The following is a 16646-nucleotide window of genomic DNA, read 5'->3' as shown; positions in this document are numbered from 1 at the left end:
CGGGGCGTCATGCGGGCGGTGAGGGTGATTCCGCGGGGCGGACAATTGGTATCTCACCCCGTCATCCTGAGGCCCGAGGCATGGGACGCAACGCGTCCCATGCGGAGCCGCGATGGATGAACGGCCGAGACGCAGCCGGGCTGTCGCCGTTCGAGGCTTGCCAGCGGCGCGTTGCTCCCCAGGGCGCGCGCCTCAGGGCGACGGTCATTGGTTGACGCCTCGCTGCGCTCGAAATGACGGCTGAGAAGCTACTCCGCCGACAGCCGTACGATCTGGCGGCCGCCGTTCATGTCTTTAAGGCTGTTGACGAAGTTTTCCGGGCGTTGCCAGCGGTTGGGGACCTTCAATCCCATGTACTCGGCGATGTCGCCGATGAAGCCGGTGCAGTTGGTGGTCTCGGCATTCCAGACCGGCGAGCTCGCCTTCAGCTTCTCGATATAGGCGAAGACGCGCTTGGCGTCGGCTTCGTTGAGGTACACGCGATAGCTCGCGGTCAGATAGTCCGGGTCGAGATCGCCATAGCTCGCACCGGTCTCGGACGGCACCCAGGTGAGATAGCCGAGCACATAGGTCCAGGTATCACCGGCCGGCGTCAGGCCGGCGACCTCGACGGCGCGCTCGCTGGTCTTGCCATACCAGACGAAGGCATGGCCCCAGCTCGCCGCCGTCCGCGCGCGGAAGTCGACGTAGTAGGGGCCCTTCTCCGCCCGCGCAGCCGAGCGCCGCGTGGCTTGCGGTGCGCGCGAAGCGGCGTCGGTCGAAACAAGCGCGCTGGCGTCGGCCATGCGCTTGTTCGTTTGGTGGTTCTTCTCTTGGGCCGAGGCCGATGGCGTCGCGCAGGCGATCATGGTCGCAAGCGCGAGGCCCGCCAGGATGCAGGATCCCGATCGATCAAATTCGTTCGTCACGCGATGCCCCTCGACTGTCGGCGCTTGCGCAAATCCTGCGCGTCGCTCAGTAGCGCGCGGCGACCGGGCCGGGCGCCTTGCCGATCGGGGCCTTGCCAACCGGGCTCTTGCCGATCGGCATCTTGCCGATCGGGGCCTGCTCGGCCGGATAAACCGGCACGGGCTGGCGGCGCGGCAGATCGGCAGCGTTGGCGGCCGTCACCAGAGCAAGCGTCGCACCCAGAACAAATACGATTTTCTTCACAGTCATACCCCTAGCAGGTTTGGTCCAAACACGGCCGAGCCGTGCCCCCAGACACGCCTCCCACAAGGGCGGCCGAATGCGACCAAGTTGGGGCACCCCAGCGACATGTTGGCGGCATCTGTCGGGCACGCGCAGATGTGATGTGTGTCGAATTATTTCGGCGCGTCGCGCGCTCTTCAGCGATCGGCGCTCAGCCGGAAATGCATCTCGATCTTCGTAGGCGATCCGTCGGTCGCGACGCGCCACGGTGAGAAGCCGGGCGTGGGGGCGGGATCGGAGGGAAGGTCGATCGACCAGCGTTGCGTGGGCACGTCAGGCAGGGTCAGGCTGACGGCGCGGTGGCGTGTCTTGTACATCAGCGAGGTCGTGGCGATGATCGCCCGGCGATCGCCATCATGGGCACGCCAGTTCGGAGGCAACATCGCATCGGCGTAGCCCGAGGCCTCCTCGACCTCGATATGCACGTCTTCCTCCTTGTCCGGCAGGCTCATGCCGGCCGGCAGGCGAAACTCGACCTGGAGCGTCATGAAGCCGTGACTGAGATTGGGCGAGCGGATGAGTTCGTACCATCCCCACCAGCCAAGAATGGCCACGATGAGCGCGACGGTGACGGCAAAGGGGAAGGAGAGCCGCGTTGTGCGCCGAGGCGTGGCATCGGAGGTCTCCGCGGGCGGCTCTGGCGCTGCGTTTCGGACCAGGCCGAAGCGCATGAACAGCCAGATGCCGGCGATCAGGCCGGCCACGCCGCCGATCGGGCCGATGTCGAAGAAGGCACTCATGGCGATGCCGCCATCGCGGTCCGGTCCCGCCAGCAGGACCACCAGCGCGGCAAGGCCCGCCCAGCCGGCGAGCGCGCCGAGCAGACCGGACAGGAAGCCGAGGATGAAGCGCATGTGCTGATAGTCGCAGCCAGGTTGATCGCGGTTCGAACCGGACTGTATGTCCGGCCCTTCACGCGATCCGGTTCAGGCTGTTGCGGATGGCCGAGAAGATGCCGCCGATGTCCTTGCGGATTGCGCTTCGCTCCATCCGGACTACGGCACCGCGTTTGCAGCTATAGCCGAAACTCGTTGGTCAGCTCGCCGATGCCGTCGATGGCGACGGTCACCGTGTTCACCGGCTCCTTCATGACGCCGACGCCGACCGAGGTGCCGACGGCGATGAGGTCGCCGGGGAGCAGGGTCATGTCGTGGGAGATCTTGCTGACGAGCGCCTGCGCACTGAAGATCATGTCCGAGATCGGATAGTTCTGCCGCTCGGCGCCGTTGAGGATGGTGCGGACGGTGAGCTTGGCCGGGTCGAGGCCGGTCGCGATGACGGGGCCGAACGGGCCGTAATCGTCGATGCCCTTGGCGCGCGCCCATTGGGGAAAGGTGGGATCGCTGGTCAGGATGTCGTTGGCGGTGATGTCGTTGACGCAGGTGTAGCCGAAGATGAAGCTGTCGGCCTCGGCGGGCGAGACGCGGGCGCAGGTCTTGCCGATCACGATGCCGAGCTCGCCCTCATAGGTGGTCTTGCCGTCGTAGTAGGAGGGACGGCAGATCACGGCGCCCGGCGTCGTGATGGTGGTGGTGGCCTTGAGCAGGTAGAGCGGCTCAGGCGGCTCGGGCTGGTTCAGCTTGGCCGCGAGCGCGTGGAAATTATTCCAGAGCGCGACGATCTTGCTGGGTGTGCAGGGCGCCAGCAGTTCGACCTCCGACAGCGCCAGCGTCTTGCCTGTGCCTGCGTTGCGGCCGAACATCTCGCCGTCATGCACGCTGATGCCCGATGCGGTCAGCGTGCCGAAGCCGGTGGTGCCGGCGTGACGGAAGCGGAGCCATTTTTTTGTTTCGTTGCTCATCACGCCACCGCCAGTGCGCGAGGATCTGATGGCGTGGAGACGCCGTCATAGAGGCCGGCGATGCGGGCGCGCTGGGTCACCATCGCCAGCACCGAGTCGAGCGCGGGCGTCGGGATCTTGGTGAGGCGGCCCATCTCCTGCACCACGGTGACGAGCGGATCGATCTCCATCGGGCGGCCGCGCTCGAGATCCTGGAGCATCGAGGTCTTGTGCGCGCCGACCTTGCGGGCGCCCTCGATCCGGCGCTCGACATCGACGCGGAACTTGACGCCGAACGTTTCGGCGATGGCTTGCGTCTCCACCATGATCGCGCGCGACAGCGCGCGCGTGGCGGGATCGGTGCAGATCACGTCGAGCGTCGCATGGGTCAGCGCGCTGATCGGGTTGAAGCAGACATTGCCCCACAGCTTGAGCCAGATCTCGTCGCGGATGCGGTCGAGCACCGGCGCCTTCAGGCCGGCCGCGACGAAGAGGTCGGCGAGGCGCTGCACGTCGGCGGTGATGTCGCCGGAGGGCTCGCCGAGCGGGAAATTGTTGCCGTAGACGTGGCGGATCACGCCAGGCGCCTCGATCTCGGTGGCGGGATAGACGATGCAGCCGATGGCGCGCTCGGCGCCGATCTCGCGCCATTGCCGGCCGCCGGGATCGATGCTCTCGAGCGTCGAGCCCTCGTAGGCGCCGCCGTGCTTGTGGAAGTACCAATAGGGGATGCCGTTGACCGCGGTGACGATGCGGGTGTGCGGCCCGAGCAGCGGCTGCATCTTCTCGATGACGCCGGTGATCGAATGCGCCTTCAGCGTGACGATGACGTAGTCCTGCACGCCGAGCTCGGCTGCGTCGTCGGTGCAGCGGGGATGGACGGTGTGCGTCTCCTCGCCGGCGAGCAGAGTCAGGCCGCGCTCGCGCATCGCGGCGAGGTGTGCGCCGCGTGCGACCAGGCTGACATCGGCGCCTGCGCGCGCCAGCTGCACGCCGAGATATCCGCCGATCGCGCCGGCGCCGTAGATGCAGATCTTCATGAAATCCTCGCGGGAGTACCGGAATTTTGGGACGAAAGATCCGGTCCGGCTCGGATGGATCCGAGCCGGGGCCGGTAGTCGCAGGGGAAGAGGTGTGGCCGCCTGAGGCGATCAGGCCGCTTGCGGCGTGCTGTTGGTCGCCTCGTCGACGGCAGCGGCGATGTCGCGCATGCTGATGACGGAGACGAGGCTGTAGTCGTCGATCACGGGCAGGTGCCGGATGTGATTCCGGTTCATCAGATGCCTGACGTGCTCGATCGTGTCCGAGGAGGTGCAGGAGACGAGCTGCTGCACCGAGATGAGTTGCGAGACCTTGACGTTGACCGCGTTGGCGCCGTGCTCGGCGACCGCGCGCACCACGTCACGCTCGGTGAACATGCCGACCGCGGTGTTGCCTTCGGAGCGGACCACGTCCTTCACCACCAGCGCGCTGATGTTGTTGGCCCGCATCAGCTTGGCGGCAATACCCACCGTTTCGTTCATTCGCACCGTGACAACGCGCGGTGTCTTCTTGCGCAGAATGTCTCCGACCAGCATTGCAACCTCCCTGGGTGAATGATGGGGGAAGTGTGGTATACATAATGCCAATCGTCAAGCGCTGGATTTGGTTGATCCGAAAAATCTTGCGGCAGCATTGCTGACGTTTGTCAGTTGCGCGGTCAAACGAGAAAGGGCGCACCGAAGTGCGCCCTTTGCGTTTGGTCTTCTGGTTGAGGCGGTCTACTCGGCAGGCTGGCCGACCGCGCGCTCCTGCTTGTCCTGTGAAGCGCTGATCGACAACCGCATCGGTCGCACCACGAACAGCGCCAGGCCGACGACGGCGAAGTTCATGATCGCGGCGATGGCGAACACCGAATGCCAGTTCCCCGTATAGCTCTTCAGGACGTTGGCGAGAGGGACGACGAAAGCGGACAGTCCCTTGGCGGTGTAGAGCAGGCTGGTGTTCGTCGTCGCATATTTCGGACCGAACATATCCGTGCAGGTCGACGGGAACAGACTGAAGATCTCGCCCCAGGTGAAGAAGATCAGCGCCGCACAAATCACGAAGGTCCAGGGCGTCGTTCCCGCCGTGCCGAGCAGCCAGTAGGCGAGGCCGCCGGCGGTGAAGGCAATGGCCATCGTGTATTCGCGGCCGATCTGATCGGACACCCAGCCGAAGAACGGCCGCGCGCCGCCATTGGCAAGGTTGTCGATCACGCCCGAGACGATCAGCGTTGTCGCTCCGAACAACACCACCGACTGCGCCACGCCATAGTCCTTGGCGATCAGCGCGATCTGCGCCGCCACCATCAGTCCGCTCGCAGACACCAGCACGAACATGACGTAGAGCAGCCAGAATACCGGAGAAGCCAGCATTTGGCCGGGCGTGCTGCTGGTCTTCGACTGCAGAACCTTCACGGCGCCGGCGGCAGGCACTTCGCTCGGCTCCGGCGAACGCAGCAGCCAGGCCAGGATGAAGATGATGCCGCCCTGTCCGAGAGCGAACCAGAAGAAGGTGTCGGCATAGCCGATGGATGCGATCATCTTCTGGATCGGAATGACGGTGACGGCCGCACCCGCGCCGAAACCCGCCGCAGTGAGGCCCACCGCGAGGCCGCGGCGATCGGGGAACCATTTCACGGCATTGCCGACACAGGTGGCATAGATGCCGCCCGCGCCGACGCCGGAGATGACTGCGCCGAGATAGAGCATTTCGAGCGAAGTCGCCTTCGCATTGATGAGCCAGCCAATGGCAACGAAGAGGCCGCCCGCGGCGACCATGAGCTTGGGTCCGCGTTGCGGGCCGAGCGAGTCGACGATCCAGCCTTCAACCGGCGTCAGCCACGTCTCGAGTGCGACGAAGATGCTGAAGGCGATCTGGATGCTGCCCACGTCCCACGAGTTCGCCTTGGACATCGGTCCGACGAAGTAGGTCCACCCATATTGCAGGTTCGCGATCATCGCCATGCAGACGACGCCGACAATGAGCTGAACCCAGCGAAAGCCGCCGGTGGGCGACGTCGCATTCATGCTTGCAGCCATGATTCCTCCTTGAGCTCCCAATGACGCGCCTTGTCTTCATTGTGACTGAGTGTCGCAAATGTCGTGACTTATCGTCGCAAGCGCCAAAGGAAGCTTGGTATAATATATTCCAAGAAGCAAGCGCGAATTTTTGGGTGCGTTGCGGTAAGACCGGCGGATGTCCGGGCGCAGCCAAAACGAAAACGCCCGGCCATGAGGCCGGGCGTCCGTCTGGAACGGCTTTGCCGATGCGTTCAGATCGTCGATCTCGCGACAACCGCCTTGCGCCAGGGTTTCAGCGCCACCAGCGCCAGCAGCGAGGCCAGGATGTTGGCGCCGGCGGCGAGGATGAACACGTTGTCCCAATGGCCCGACGTCTGCTGCACGTAGTTCGCCAGCGGCACCAGCAATGCGGCGGTGCCCTTGGCGGTGTAGAGCAGGCCGGCATTGGTGGTCGCGAACTTTGCGCCGAACGTGTCGGTGCAGGTCGAGGGGAAGAGCGAGTAGATCTCGCCCCAGGCGAAGAACACGAAGCCCGACAGGATCACGAACCAGATCGGATCGTGGCCCCAGAGGTAGAGCATCCAGATGCCGACGCCCTCCATGCCGAAGGCGATGAACATCGTGTTCTCGCGGCCGATCATGTCGGAGATCCAGCCGAAGAACGGACGCGTCAGGCCGTTGAGCACGCGGTCGATGGTTGCAGCGAACGTCACCGCGGTCATGGTCATGCCGATCAGCGTGACCGGGATGGCGTCGACCTTCCAGTCGACCGCGATCGGCTTCAGGTTCGCCGTCACCATCAGACCGCCGGCGCCGACGATCACGAACATGAAGTACATCAGCCAGAAGATCGGCTGACGCAGAACTTCGGTCGGCTGGTAGTTGCGCCGCGTCTGCAACAGCGCGGCATTCGCCACCACGTTCGGCACCTGGCCCGCCTTCGGCGCCAGCAGGAAGAAGGCGAGAACGCAGATGATGATGCCTTGGCCGAGGCCGAAATAGAGGAAGGTGGTCTGGAAGCCGCTATCCTTGATCATGGCCTGGATCGGCGCGACGGTGAGCGCGGAGCCTGCACCGAAGCCGGCGGCGGTGATGCCCGCGGCGAGACCGCGCTTGTCGGGAAACCATTTCAGCGCATTGCCGACGCAGGTGCCGTAGACGCCGCCGGCGCCGATGCCCGCGACGATCATGCCGAGATAGTAGCCGTTGAGCGTGGTCGCCTGCGCGTTGATCGCCCAGCCGATCGCGCAGAGCACGCCGCCGACGAGCACGACGAGACGCGGACCGTATTTATCGACAAACCATCCTTCGACCGGCACCAGCCAGGTCTCGAACAAAACAAACAGAGTAAAGGCCCACTGGATCGAGGCGCGATCCCAACCGAATTTCTTCTGGATGTCGGGGACGAAGAACGTCCAGCCGTATTGGTAGTTGGCGATCATCACCATGGCCGCTACGCCGATCGCCAGTTGCGCCCAGCGATACGTGTCGCTGACGCGTGCGGCTGTAGCAGCTGTTGTTGCTTGCACCATGTCCGTCATGAATCCTCCAGTTTGCGCTTCTGTTTTTTGAATGCGCTTGGCGTCATTCTTGTATTCATTATGCCAAGCTTCAAGCGCACGACGGCCCATTGTGCGCTTATGACGCAACCTCGCTTTTCGAGGCTGCGCAATGTGCCGATATCCAAAAAGAAATGGCCCCGCAGAGCGGGGCCAATTCTTCAGAAGTAGGAGTTCGCAGCTCTTGCAACCGCCGCGACAATTCGACGCGCCGGCTTCTCGTCCTGATGCTTACAGGCCGAAGCGGGGCACGTCGCCGTTGCGGATGTTCATTTCGGCATAGGCCAGCAACAGGCGGTCGATCGCAGCCACCAGACGGGCGAACGGCGAGGAAGCGGGGGCGAGGGCAACGGCAGCGGTCTTCGACATTGGAATTCCCTTTCTTGAGACGGTCAGTATTGCTGTCTCATTTCGAAGGTTGTTTTATGTATACCAGATGCCAATGTCCATGCATCTCATTGCATAGCAGCATTCGAACTACCGCATTGCAGCATAACACCTGGTTAAAGACGTCGATTTGGAGCTCAAAACGGGCCGTTTCAGGCTAAACCAGCGAAAAGCCGGGTCCGGACCACTACGGATCGGCCCTGAACCGGCCCCTTGGCACTGCAGTGCAAAACGGCTAGTGGTTCGCCCCCTTTTCCAGGCATCTTGCAGAGTGGTTCATGTCGAGCGCCTCGCCCGCCGTCTCGATCGGCATCGATTTTGGGACCAGCAACACCGTCGTCGCCCTTGCGGCTGATGACCGCCGGGTCGAGGCCATCCGCTTCGACCATGGCGGCCAGCGCCACAGCACCTACGTCTCCGCGCTGTGCTTCTGGGAGGACCGGCCCGGCGCCGGCGCCCAGGCCGAAGGCGGGCCGTGGGCGATCGAGCAGTTTCTCGAGGGACGCCACGTCTATCGCTTCCTCCAGTCGTTCAAGACCTTTGCGGCGAGCTCCAGCTTCAACACCACGCAGGTGTTCCGGCAGCGCTTCAAGTTCGAGGACATTCTGGCGGCGTTCCTGCGCACGCTGGCGCGTCATGGCGGCGACAGGTTCGGCTTCGAGGCGGCCAACATCACCGTCGGCCGTCCCGTGCGCTTCGCCGGCGGCAATCCCGACGACGACCTCGCCATGCAGCGCTACCGCGCCGCGTTCGAGCGCCTTGGCGCCGGCCACGCCCGTTACGTCTACGAGCCCGTGGGCGCGGCGTTCTCCTTTGCGCGGCGCCTCGAGCGCGACGCCACCGTGCTGGTTGCGGATTTCGGCGGCGGCACCAGCGACTTCTCGGTGATGCGCTTCTCGCGCGCCGGCGGACACTTGCGCGCCGAACCGCTCGGCCATGCCGGCATCGGGATTGCGGGCGACACGTTCGACTATCGCATCGTCGATCGCGTCGTCTCGCCGCGGCTCGGCAAGGGCTCGAGCTTCCGCTCGTTCGACAAGGTGCTGCCGATCCCGAACAGCCATTACACCAATCTCGCGCGCTGGCATCAGCTCGCGCTGATGAAGAGCAACGGTGACCTGCGCGAGCTCAGGGAGCTCGCACGCAGCGCGCTGAAGCCTGATCAGCTCGAGGATTTCATCACCATCGTCGATCTCGATCTCGGCTTTTCGCTGTATCGCGCGGTGTCGGACGCCAAGGTCGCGCTCTCGGCCAGCGACGAGGTCGACTTCCGCTTCAAGGGCGGCGGCGTCGATATCGGCTCGACCATTACCCGGACAAAGTTCGACGCCTGGATTGCCGACGACATCGCGCGCCTCGGCGCCACCGTCGACAAGGTGCTCGGCGAAGCCCGCATCACCGCGCGCGACATCGAGAAGGTGTTCCTGACCGGCGGCACCTCGTTCGTGCCCGCCGTGCGAAAACTGTTCGCCGACCGGTTCGGCAACGAGCGGCTGATGTCGGGCGACCAGTTCGAGTCGATCGCCTACGGCCTCGCGCTGATCGGACACAGCCCCGAGCCGGATCGCTGGACCGCGGACGGCGGCCTGAAGAAGACGGGCGCGTAGTTGGGGGGGCGCATGGTCGCCAAGGGGGGTGGTGCGCTCCCTCTCCGCTTGCGGGAGAGGGTTGGGGAGAGGGTATCTCCGCATCGGGATTGTTGACGATTGCCGAAAACGTCCCTGCGCGGCGAGAACCCTCACCCGCCGCGCTCTGCGAGCGCGTCGGCCTCTCCCGCAAGCGGGAGAGGCGGCGCAAGCCGCGGCCGCATGGATTCAATCCGATGCTATTCCGATTTGGTGCTACTGATTGATCTCCGGCTCGACGAGCTTCGCCAGGTTGCGCAGCGATTCCTGCCAGCCGAGATAGCAGGCCTCGACCGGGATGACGTCGGGTAGGCCGGCCTGCGTGATGTCCACCTCGGTGCCGACAGAGACCTTCTTCAAGATCACGATCACCTCGATCACGCCCGGCAAATTGGGGTCGTCGAATTTGTCGGTGTAGCGCAGGCGCTGGCCGGGAACGAGCTCGAGATATTCGCCGCCGAAGGAATGGCCGTTGCCCGTCGTGAAATTCCGGAAGGACATCTTGAACGTGCCGCCGACCTTGGCCTCCAGATGATGCACGGTGCAGGTGAAACCATTGGGTGGCAGCCATTTCGCCAGCGCATCGGCCTCGATGAAGGCGCGATAGACCTTTTCAGGGCTGGTGGTGAGGACGCGGTGCAGACGTACGGTGTTCGGCATGGTCGTTATTCCCTGTGAACCGATGGGCGCGAGGTCTATTGCCCAATCATGGCCCAAGGACGAACGCGGCCACGCCGATCCGACATGGCACCGTCGGTTTTTTTGCCTGACGTTGCGGCCGGGCCGGTGCGTGTCGTGACGAGCCGTCTGCATACCGCGCGCGTTGTTCGCACAAATTGAGAGCATCCAGGCTCCGGTTCACACTCCGAAACACTCGAGCCGGATTTTGGCCTCTCATCTCGGCGATGAGTTCGTGGCCGGCCGCCTCGCACGACGAGGCGACCGCACGACGGGGCGATTGCAATTTGGGGACTTCGCGACATGAAGCAGAAGACGCTGCGTTACCGGGCCTTGCGCCGGGTCCGCAGCCTGCCGGCCGAGACCGCTTCGCGGTTGCTCGCAATGCCGGCCATCAGCCGGAAACTGAACGAGAGTTACGAAAAGGCGCGCGCATCCCACAGGCCGCGCCTGCCTCAACTTTCGCCGTTCGACAACGACATCGTCGCCGGTCTGGAGAGGAACGGCGTCTACGTCACCTCGCTCGACAGGCTGGATCTGCCCGGCACCGGCGCATTGTGGAGGTCGGCGACGGGCATCGCGAGCGCCTATTCGCTCCGTGCCGGGCAAGGCGAGTTTGCCGGCGAATACACGGTGCAGGTCGGCGCCGAAGAGATGATGCATCATCCGCATATCGTCCGCTGGCCCCTCGACGACCGCATCCTCGACATCGTCGAGACCTATCTCGGCTTGCCTGCGGCCTGCGACACGCTGAATTTCTTCCATACCCTGGCCGATGGCCGGCAGGTCGCCGCGCGCCGATGGCATCGCGACGTCGAGGATCGGCGGATGGTCAAGGTCATCGTCTATCTGCACGATGTCGACGAGGATGGCGGTCCGCTCGAGATCCTGCATCGCGCCTTTCCGGGCAGCGACCAGCTCGACGGCGGCAATTTTCCGGTGCTGACCCAGGAAATGCTGGAGCAGCGTCTCGGCGGGGCGCTGGAGCCTGGTGATGTCACGAGTTGCACCGGCAAGGCGGGCACCGTGATCTTCGCGGATGTCGCAAGCCGCTATCATCGCGGCCGGCCGGCGATCGCGCGCGACCGCTCCGCGCTGTTCTACAATTTCTTCTCGCGCTCGCCGCTTCGCCCGTTCTACTGCGAGCGGCACGTGTTCTCGCGCGCGCAGCTTGCCGAGCTTGCTGCGGGCCAGAGCGCGCGGGCGCGCGATTGCTTGCTGTGGCACGCAAACGTGCCTCTGCTGGCCCGGATAGTGCCGCGCGCACGTTCCTAGCGGGATTGAAGCCACAATTCCGCTACGCTTGCCCGCTCAACTCCCACGCGAAAACCAGGGAGCTTCCGTTGCGCAAGGTCATCCGGGCTTTCGCCGTCGCGTTTCTATGTCTCGGCTCGTTTGCCAGGGCCGCGGGCATTCAGCTCCTCCAGTCCGATCCGGCACTGTCGGGCGCGATCTGGTATCCGTGCGCGGCGGAGCCGACGCATGTCAAGCTTGGCCGTCTTGCGGTCAGCGCTGATTTCGACCTGAAGGGCGCGAAGGATTGTCCCGTCACGGGGACAAAGCTTCCGCTCGTCATCTACTCGCACGGCCGGGGCGGGTTTTTCGGTCAGCAACACGACACGGCGGAGGCATTGGCCGATGCCGGCTTCGTTGTTGCGGCCATCAATCATCCCGGTGACACCGCGAACGACTCCTCGCGGCGCAACACCTTGTCCGTCTGGGAATCGCGGCCCGCGGACATCGTGCGCCTGCTCGACTTCGTGCTGAAGGACTGGAGGGACAGGGCAGTGATCGACCCGGCCAAGATCGGCTTTTTCGGCTTCTCGCTCGGCGGCGCCACCGGCTTCGTGTTGATGGGGACTAGGCCGGATTTCGCGAGGGTCACGGGCCTCTGCAAGGAGACGACCGGTGCGTGCGCCGAGCTGCACAATGGCGTGACGCCGCCAGAGCCGATCCGCGATGCGCGTATCCGCACCGCTGTCATCGTCGATCCTGCGCCGGGCCTCCTGACGCGCGAGAATCTCGCCGTGGTCACCTTGCCATTCCAGTTCTGGCGCTCGCAGTTCGGCGGCCCGGGCGTCGGCGACGGTTCGGGCACCGCGCGCGTCGCGGATGGCCTGCCGGGCAACCCCGAAATCCATGTCGTGCCGGCCGGCCATTACGCGTTCCTCGCGCCGTGCTCGGCCGAGCTTGCCGCAGCCGTCCCACGCATCTGTACCGACACGCCGGCAAGCTTCGACAGGGCAGGTTTTCACCGCGAGTTCAACGCGGCGGTGGTGAGGTTTTTTGGCGAGCAACTCGGCGAGCATTGAATCCGGCAACCGGCGAGGCGTATTCTGGCGAATAGACCTCCAGGCAATCAAATCGATTTCACTTCGCCGCCGTCCATGCGCAGCGTCGAGCCGGTCATCCAGCGCGCGCCAGACGATACGAGGAATGCCATCAACTCGGCGATCTCCTCGGGCTCGCCATAGCGCGCGATACCGGCTTCCTTCGGAAAGTTTGCCGTGGCTTGCTCGACCGTCATGTTGTGCAGCGGGGCCCAATGCTCGAGATAGGAACGGCGGCGTCCCGTCATCACCGGTCCCGGCAGCACGCTGTTGACCTGCACGCCATCGGCGATGCCGCGGTCGGAGAATGCCTTTGCCAGCGCGACAACAGCGGCATTGACCGTGCCGACGGCCGCATACGGCGCTTTTGGAAAGAGGGCGGAGTTGCCGGACATCAGCACGACCGAGCCTTGCGTGGCCTTCAACGCCGTCCAAGCGGCGATCGTGAGGCGGCGTGCGCCATGGAGCTTGAGCGCGAGGCCGCCCTCCCATTGCGCATCCGTCATCTCAAACAGGTCGATCTGCGGGACGGCGCCTGCGATGTTGAGCAGGGCGTCGATTCGGCCGAAAGCCGCGAGCGCCTGATCGACGATCGCGCCCGCCACGGCGGGCTCGGCCAGATCGGCATCGATCACCAGCGCCTTTGCGCCGGCGGCTCTCACGGCCTCCGCCGTCTCGTCCAGATTGGCGCGGTTGCGCGCGACCAGCACGAGCTCCGGAAAATCGCGCGCAAGACGTATCGCCGTCGCGCGTCCGATGCCCTGGCTGGCACCGGTCACAATGGCCACAGACTCCGACATGCGAGACATCCTCAACTGTTCCTACTTGCTCAACTGTTCCGATTTGCGTGGGCGTCCATGAAATCGCGGATGATCCCTGCGATCTCGGCATAGTGCGTCTCCAGCGCGAAATGGCCGGTGTCGAAGAAATGGATCCTGGCTTCCGGAATGTCGCGCTTGAATGCTTCGGCGCCCGGCGGAAGGAAGAACGGATCGTTCTTGCCCCAGACCGCCAGGAACGGCGGCTTGTGCGTGCGGAAGTAGTTTTGGAATGTGGGGTAGAGCGCAACGTTGCTCTTGTAGTCGCCGAACAGGTCGAGCTGAACGTCGTCTGCGCCGGGACGGGCGAGGTAGTAGTTATCGAGGTTCTGACCGTCCGGTGACACGCTTGTCGGGTCGGGTACGCCGTTTGTGTATTGCCAACTCGTTGTCTCCGGCGCGAGGAAAGCGCGCAGCGCTTTTCGGTTCGCCTCCGAGGCGTCTTCCCAATAGGTCCGGATCGGGGTCCAGCCGTCACTGAGGCCCTCTTCGTAGGCGTTTCCGTTCTGCGATATGATCGCCGTGATGCGCTCGGGATGGCGAACCGCCATTCGGAAGCCCGCCGGCGCGCCGTAGTCGAAGACGTAAATCGCAAAGCGATCGAACCCGATGATCTCGGTGAAGCGGTCGATCACCCGCGCGATGTTGTCGAATGTGTACGAGAAGCGGTCCCGCGGCGGCATGTCGGTGAGGCCGAAGCCGGGAAGATCAGGCGCGACCAGATGGAATTTGTCGGCAAGCAGCGGCATCAGGTCACGGAACATGTGGCCTGAGGAGGGAAAGCCGTGCAGCAGAAGCAGCTTCGGCGCTCCGACCTTCTGCGCTTCGCGATAAAACACTTTGAGGCCGTCGACCTCGACTGAACGGTATCTGATGGGATTCATCGGATTGCTCCTTACGTTCGCGTGCGATTGGTCAAATCAAACCGACACGGATTGTCCGGCTTCGAGCAGCAATTCGACCACCTGCTCGGGCGCCGTCGCGATTGGCGTATGATCGACGTCCAGCCGCCGGATCGTGGCCTTCATCCGCTGCGCCATGAACTCCTGCGTCTCGGGGTTGATCATGCGATCCTGCTCGGCCAGCAGGTACCAGGACGGCACGACCTTCCAGAGCGGCTTTGCGGTTTTCTCTTGCAGGCAGGCGCCGTGGATCGGCCGCTGCACGGCGGCAAACAGGGCGTTCTCCGTCGGGCTGGCGTTCTGGGCGAAGGCGTTCGTAAACGCGCTGTCCGGCAACCAGATGAAGCCGTCACCGTCAGGCGCCAGCTGCGGCGCTTTCGGGTGCGGCTTGCCCCGGCCGAACACGTCGCCGACGGTCTCGCCGTCGTCGGGCGCCAATGCCGCGACGAAGACCAGGCCCTTGACGCGCGCGTTCTGTGAACCCGGGATCACGGCGCCGGCATAGGCGTGGGCGACCAGCACGATCGGGCCGTCGATCCCCGCGAGGCGGCGGTCCAGCGCGCGAATGTCGTCCGAAACGCTGGTGAGCGGAAGAGGGGCTGCGGCCGCCTTGGCGCCACGCGCGGCAAGTGCCTCGATCACCTTGCGCCAGCTCGAGCCGTCCGCCCAGGCTCCGTGAACGAGGACGAACGTCGGAGCAGTTTTCGATTCAGCCATGGAAACAGTCCTCTTTAGACGACGCGAGACGATTTGAGTGGACGAGATGTGCCCGGTGCTCCCGGGCTCAGGTAAACGGCGAGGCAAAGGCAGATCATCGCCATGCCGCCGATCGGGTATCGCAGCGCGACAATGCCCGCGGCGGCAAAGACCAGCAGCGTCGCGAGCGAACGGATGCGCATCATCAAGCGGGCCTGCGGCTCGACCTTGTGCGGCGCCGACCTGTCCACGGCTTCCATGCACAGCAGCAGATACGTCGCATTCACCAGAAAGAAGTCGCCCGCGTAGAACGCGACCGGAACTGCGCCCAATTCGGTGCTCGCGATCCATGCCGTCGCGAATGGCATCAACGAGACTGCGAACAGATGCGCAAAATTTCCCCAGATCAGGCGGTGCGTCGCGACGTCGGGAAACCGCAGGAGGTGATGATGATTGACCCAGACGATCGCGATGAAGAGGTAGCTGATGGCGTAGCTGATCGCCGTCGGCCACAGCGCCAGCAAGGCGCCGAAGCTTGCCTCCTTCGGAGGGCGGAGCTCCAGCACCAGGATCGTGATGATGACAGCGAAGACGCCGTCGGAGAAGGCGTTCATCCTGTCGGGCGTCACTGTGTCTTCGTTCGCCATGACTGCGCCGTCGGGTCTGTCGTCGATGATGGCCGGCCGCGGCCGGTCAGCGTAGCGTCTTCATCCAGGCTGCAATGGCGCCGCCGATCTCATCAGGCGAATCTTCCTGGACGAAGTGGACGCCCTTGACCGTCACTTCGGTCTGCGCCGGAAAGCTTCGGGCCTGTTCGAGAATTTTGCCATCGGCGAGGATTCCGCCGGGCTCCGCCTTCAGGAACAGCTTTGGCACCTGGCTGCTCTTCAGCCACGCCGCATAGGCGTCGACGGCCGCCGTCACGTCGGCGGGATCGCCTTCGATCGGAATCTCCCGGGGAAAGGTCAGCGTTGGCCGCCGGCCCTCGCCGGGCTCGCTGAAGGGCCGGCGATACTCTGCCATCTCCGCGTCCGAGAGCTTGCGCAGGATCGCGCCGGGCAAGACCTTCTCGATGAAGAAGTTGTCTTGCAGCACCATCTGCTCGCCGGCCTGGGACCGCAGCGCCTGCAAAACGGGTCGCATTCCGAACTTGTCCCAATGGTTCCAATATTGCCGGCCCACCATCGCTTCCATGTAGGCGATACCCTTTACGGCCTCGCGATGGTGATTGGCCCAGTCGAAGCCGAGGGTGGAACCCCAGTCATGGATGACCAAGATTACGCGCTCGCGCACATTCAGCGCCTCGAGCAGGGCGCCGAGATAGCGGCGGTGCTCGACGAAGCGATAGGAATCGGGCCCGCTCTCGGGCAGCTTGTCGGAGTCGCCCATGCCAATCAGATCAAGCGCAATGCAGCGGCCGAACGGTTCCAGATGCGGCAACACATTGCGCCACAGATAGGACGAGGTCGGATTGCCGTGCAGCAGGACGATGGGATCGCCTTGTCCCACCTCCACATAGGCCATCTCACGGCCGAGAACCTTGCACCGCTGCTTTCTATAGGGAAATGCCGCAGATGTCATGATCGCTTCTCCCAAGATCGCACGACTGTTATCAAAATCGCCGCTAAATGGCTGA

Annotated in this window: 18 protein-coding genes; 3 read left to right on the top strand and 15 right to left on the bottom strand. The window is 64.2% G+C overall.

All coding sequences use genetic code 11. The features are described from left to right. Positions 1–248 precede the first annotated feature (248 nt). From XH90_RS23750 to XH90_RS23710, 9 genes are all read right to left on the bottom strand, one after another. Entirely contained in the window at positions 249–908 is a 660-nt protein-coding gene (locus XH90_RS23750; RefSeq protein ID WP_194476739.1) for a hypothetical protein, read from the bottom strand. A gap of 46 nt (positions 909–954) precedes the next feature. Then, on the bottom strand, positions 955–1158 hold the full coding sequence (locus XH90_RS23745) for a hypothetical protein (protein WP_018647766.1): 204 nt from the start codon (positions 1156–1158) through the stop codon (positions 955–957). Positions 1159–1328: 170 nt separating this feature from the next. Then, positions 1329–2045: a hypothetical protein gene (locus XH90_RS23740; protein WP_194476738.1), complete on the bottom strand. Its 717-nt coding sequence runs from the start codon at positions 2043–2045 to the stop codon at positions 1329–1331. A 161-nt stretch (positions 2046–2206) separates the two neighbouring features. Next, positions 2207–2992 carry a fumarylacetoacetate hydrolase family protein gene (locus tag XH90_RS23735; protein WP_194476737.1) on the bottom strand — a complete coding sequence of 262 codons (786 nt, stop codon included), beginning with the start codon at positions 2990–2992 and terminating at the stop codon, positions 2207–2209. Continuing rightward, positions 2992–4011 (bottom strand): 2-dehydropantoate 2-reductase, encoded by a 1020-nt coding sequence (locus XH90_RS23730; protein ID WP_194476736.1) that lies wholly within the window; start codon positions 4009–4011, stop codon positions 2992–2994. Before XH90_RS23730 ends, XH90_RS23735 begins: the two co-directional genes overlap by 1 nt. Before the next feature lie 111 nt (positions 4012–4122). Beyond that, positions 4123–4548 (bottom strand): CBS domain-containing protein, encoded by a 426-nt coding sequence (locus tag XH90_RS23725; RefSeq protein WP_194476735.1) that lies wholly within the window; start codon positions 4546–4548, stop codon positions 4123–4125. 183 nt (positions 4549–4731) lie between these two features. Beyond that, the gene (oxlT, locus tag XH90_RS23720; RefSeq protein WP_194476734.1) at positions 4732–6033 is read right to left on the bottom strand and encodes an oxalate/formate MFS antiporter; all 1302 of its coding nucleotides are present in this window, start codon (positions 6031–6033) and stop codon (positions 4732–4734) included. A gap of 233 nt (positions 6034–6266) precedes the next feature. Further along, positions 6267–7556: an oxalate/formate MFS antiporter gene (gene oxlT, locus XH90_RS23715; RefSeq protein ID WP_194476733.1), complete on the bottom strand. Its 1290-nt coding sequence runs from the start codon at positions 7554–7556 to the stop codon at positions 6267–6269. A 249-nt stretch (positions 7557–7805) separates the two neighbouring features. Further along, on the bottom strand, positions 7806–7943 hold the full coding sequence (locus XH90_RS23710; RefSeq protein WP_194476732.1) for a hypothetical protein: 138 nt from the start codon (positions 7941–7943) through the stop codon (positions 7806–7808). A gap of 296 nt (positions 7944–8239) precedes the next feature. On the opposite strand from XH90_RS23710, the gene XH90_RS23705 reads away from it, so the two are divergent. Further along, positions 8240–9568, top strand: coding sequence for an Hsp70 family protein (locus tag XH90_RS23705; RefSeq protein ID WP_194476731.1), 1329 nt, complete (start codon positions 8240–8242; stop codon positions 9566–9568). Positions 9569–9802: 234 nt separating this feature from the next. Here XH90_RS23705 and XH90_RS23700 read toward each other — a convergent pair whose 3' ends face one another. Continuing rightward, positions 9803–10246, bottom strand: coding sequence for an SRPBCC family protein (locus tag XH90_RS23700; protein ID WP_194476730.1), 444 nt, complete (start codon positions 10244–10246; stop codon positions 9803–9805). 321 nt (positions 10247–10567) lie between these two features. Between XH90_RS23700 and XH90_RS23695 the strand changes: the two genes are divergently transcribed. Both XH90_RS23695 and XH90_RS23690 read left to right on the top strand, forming a co-directional pair. After that, the gene (locus XH90_RS23695) at positions 10568–11539 is read left to right on the top strand and encodes a hypothetical protein (protein ID WP_194476729.1); all 972 of its coding nucleotides are present in this window, start codon (positions 10568–10570) and stop codon (positions 11537–11539) included. Between the two features lie 68 nt (positions 11540–11607). After that, positions 11608–12576, top strand: a complete 969-nt coding sequence (locus tag XH90_RS23690; RefSeq protein ID WP_194476728.1) for an alpha/beta fold hydrolase — start codon at positions 11608–11610, stop codon at positions 12574–12576. Between the two features lie 47 nt (positions 12577–12623). On the opposite strand, the gene XH90_RS23685 is transcribed toward XH90_RS23690, so the two are convergent. The 5 genes from XH90_RS23685 to XH90_RS23665 are packed head-to-tail and all read right to left on the bottom strand — an operon-like array spanning position 12624 to position 16591. Further along, positions 12624–13394 (bottom strand): SDR family oxidoreductase, encoded by a 771-nt coding sequence (locus tag XH90_RS23685; RefSeq protein ID WP_194476727.1) that lies wholly within the window; start codon positions 13392–13394, stop codon positions 12624–12626. Between the two features lie 29 nt (positions 13395–13423). Continuing rightward, a complete protein-coding gene (locus tag XH90_RS23680) occupies positions 13424–14296 on the bottom strand; it encodes an alpha/beta fold hydrolase (RefSeq protein ID WP_194476726.1) in 873 nt (290 codons plus the stop codon). Between the two features lie 36 nt (positions 14297–14332). Next, positions 14333–15031: an alpha/beta hydrolase gene (locus tag XH90_RS23675; protein WP_194476725.1), complete on the bottom strand. Its 699-nt coding sequence runs from the start codon at positions 15029–15031 to the stop codon at positions 14333–14335. Between the two features lie 14 nt (positions 15032–15045). Further along, positions 15046–15657, bottom strand: a complete 612-nt coding sequence (locus tag XH90_RS23670; protein ID WP_210348699.1) for a TMEM175 family protein — start codon at positions 15655–15657, stop codon at positions 15046–15048. 46 nt (positions 15658–15703) lie between these two features. Next, positions 15704–16591 carry a haloalkane dehalogenase gene (locus XH90_RS23665; protein ID WP_194476724.1) on the bottom strand — a complete coding sequence of 296 codons (888 nt, stop codon included), beginning with the start codon at positions 16589–16591 and terminating at the stop codon, positions 15704–15706. Positions 16592–16646 lie beyond the last annotated feature (55 nt).

The organism is Bradyrhizobium sp. CCBAU 53338 (assembly GCF_015291665.1).
In the GTDB taxonomy this organism is placed as follows: domain Bacteria; phylum Pseudomonadota; class Alphaproteobacteria; order Rhizobiales; family Xanthobacteraceae; genus Bradyrhizobium.
Note: the sequence above shows the minus strand (reverse complement) of the source record. Positions and strands in the feature narration are given on the sequence as shown.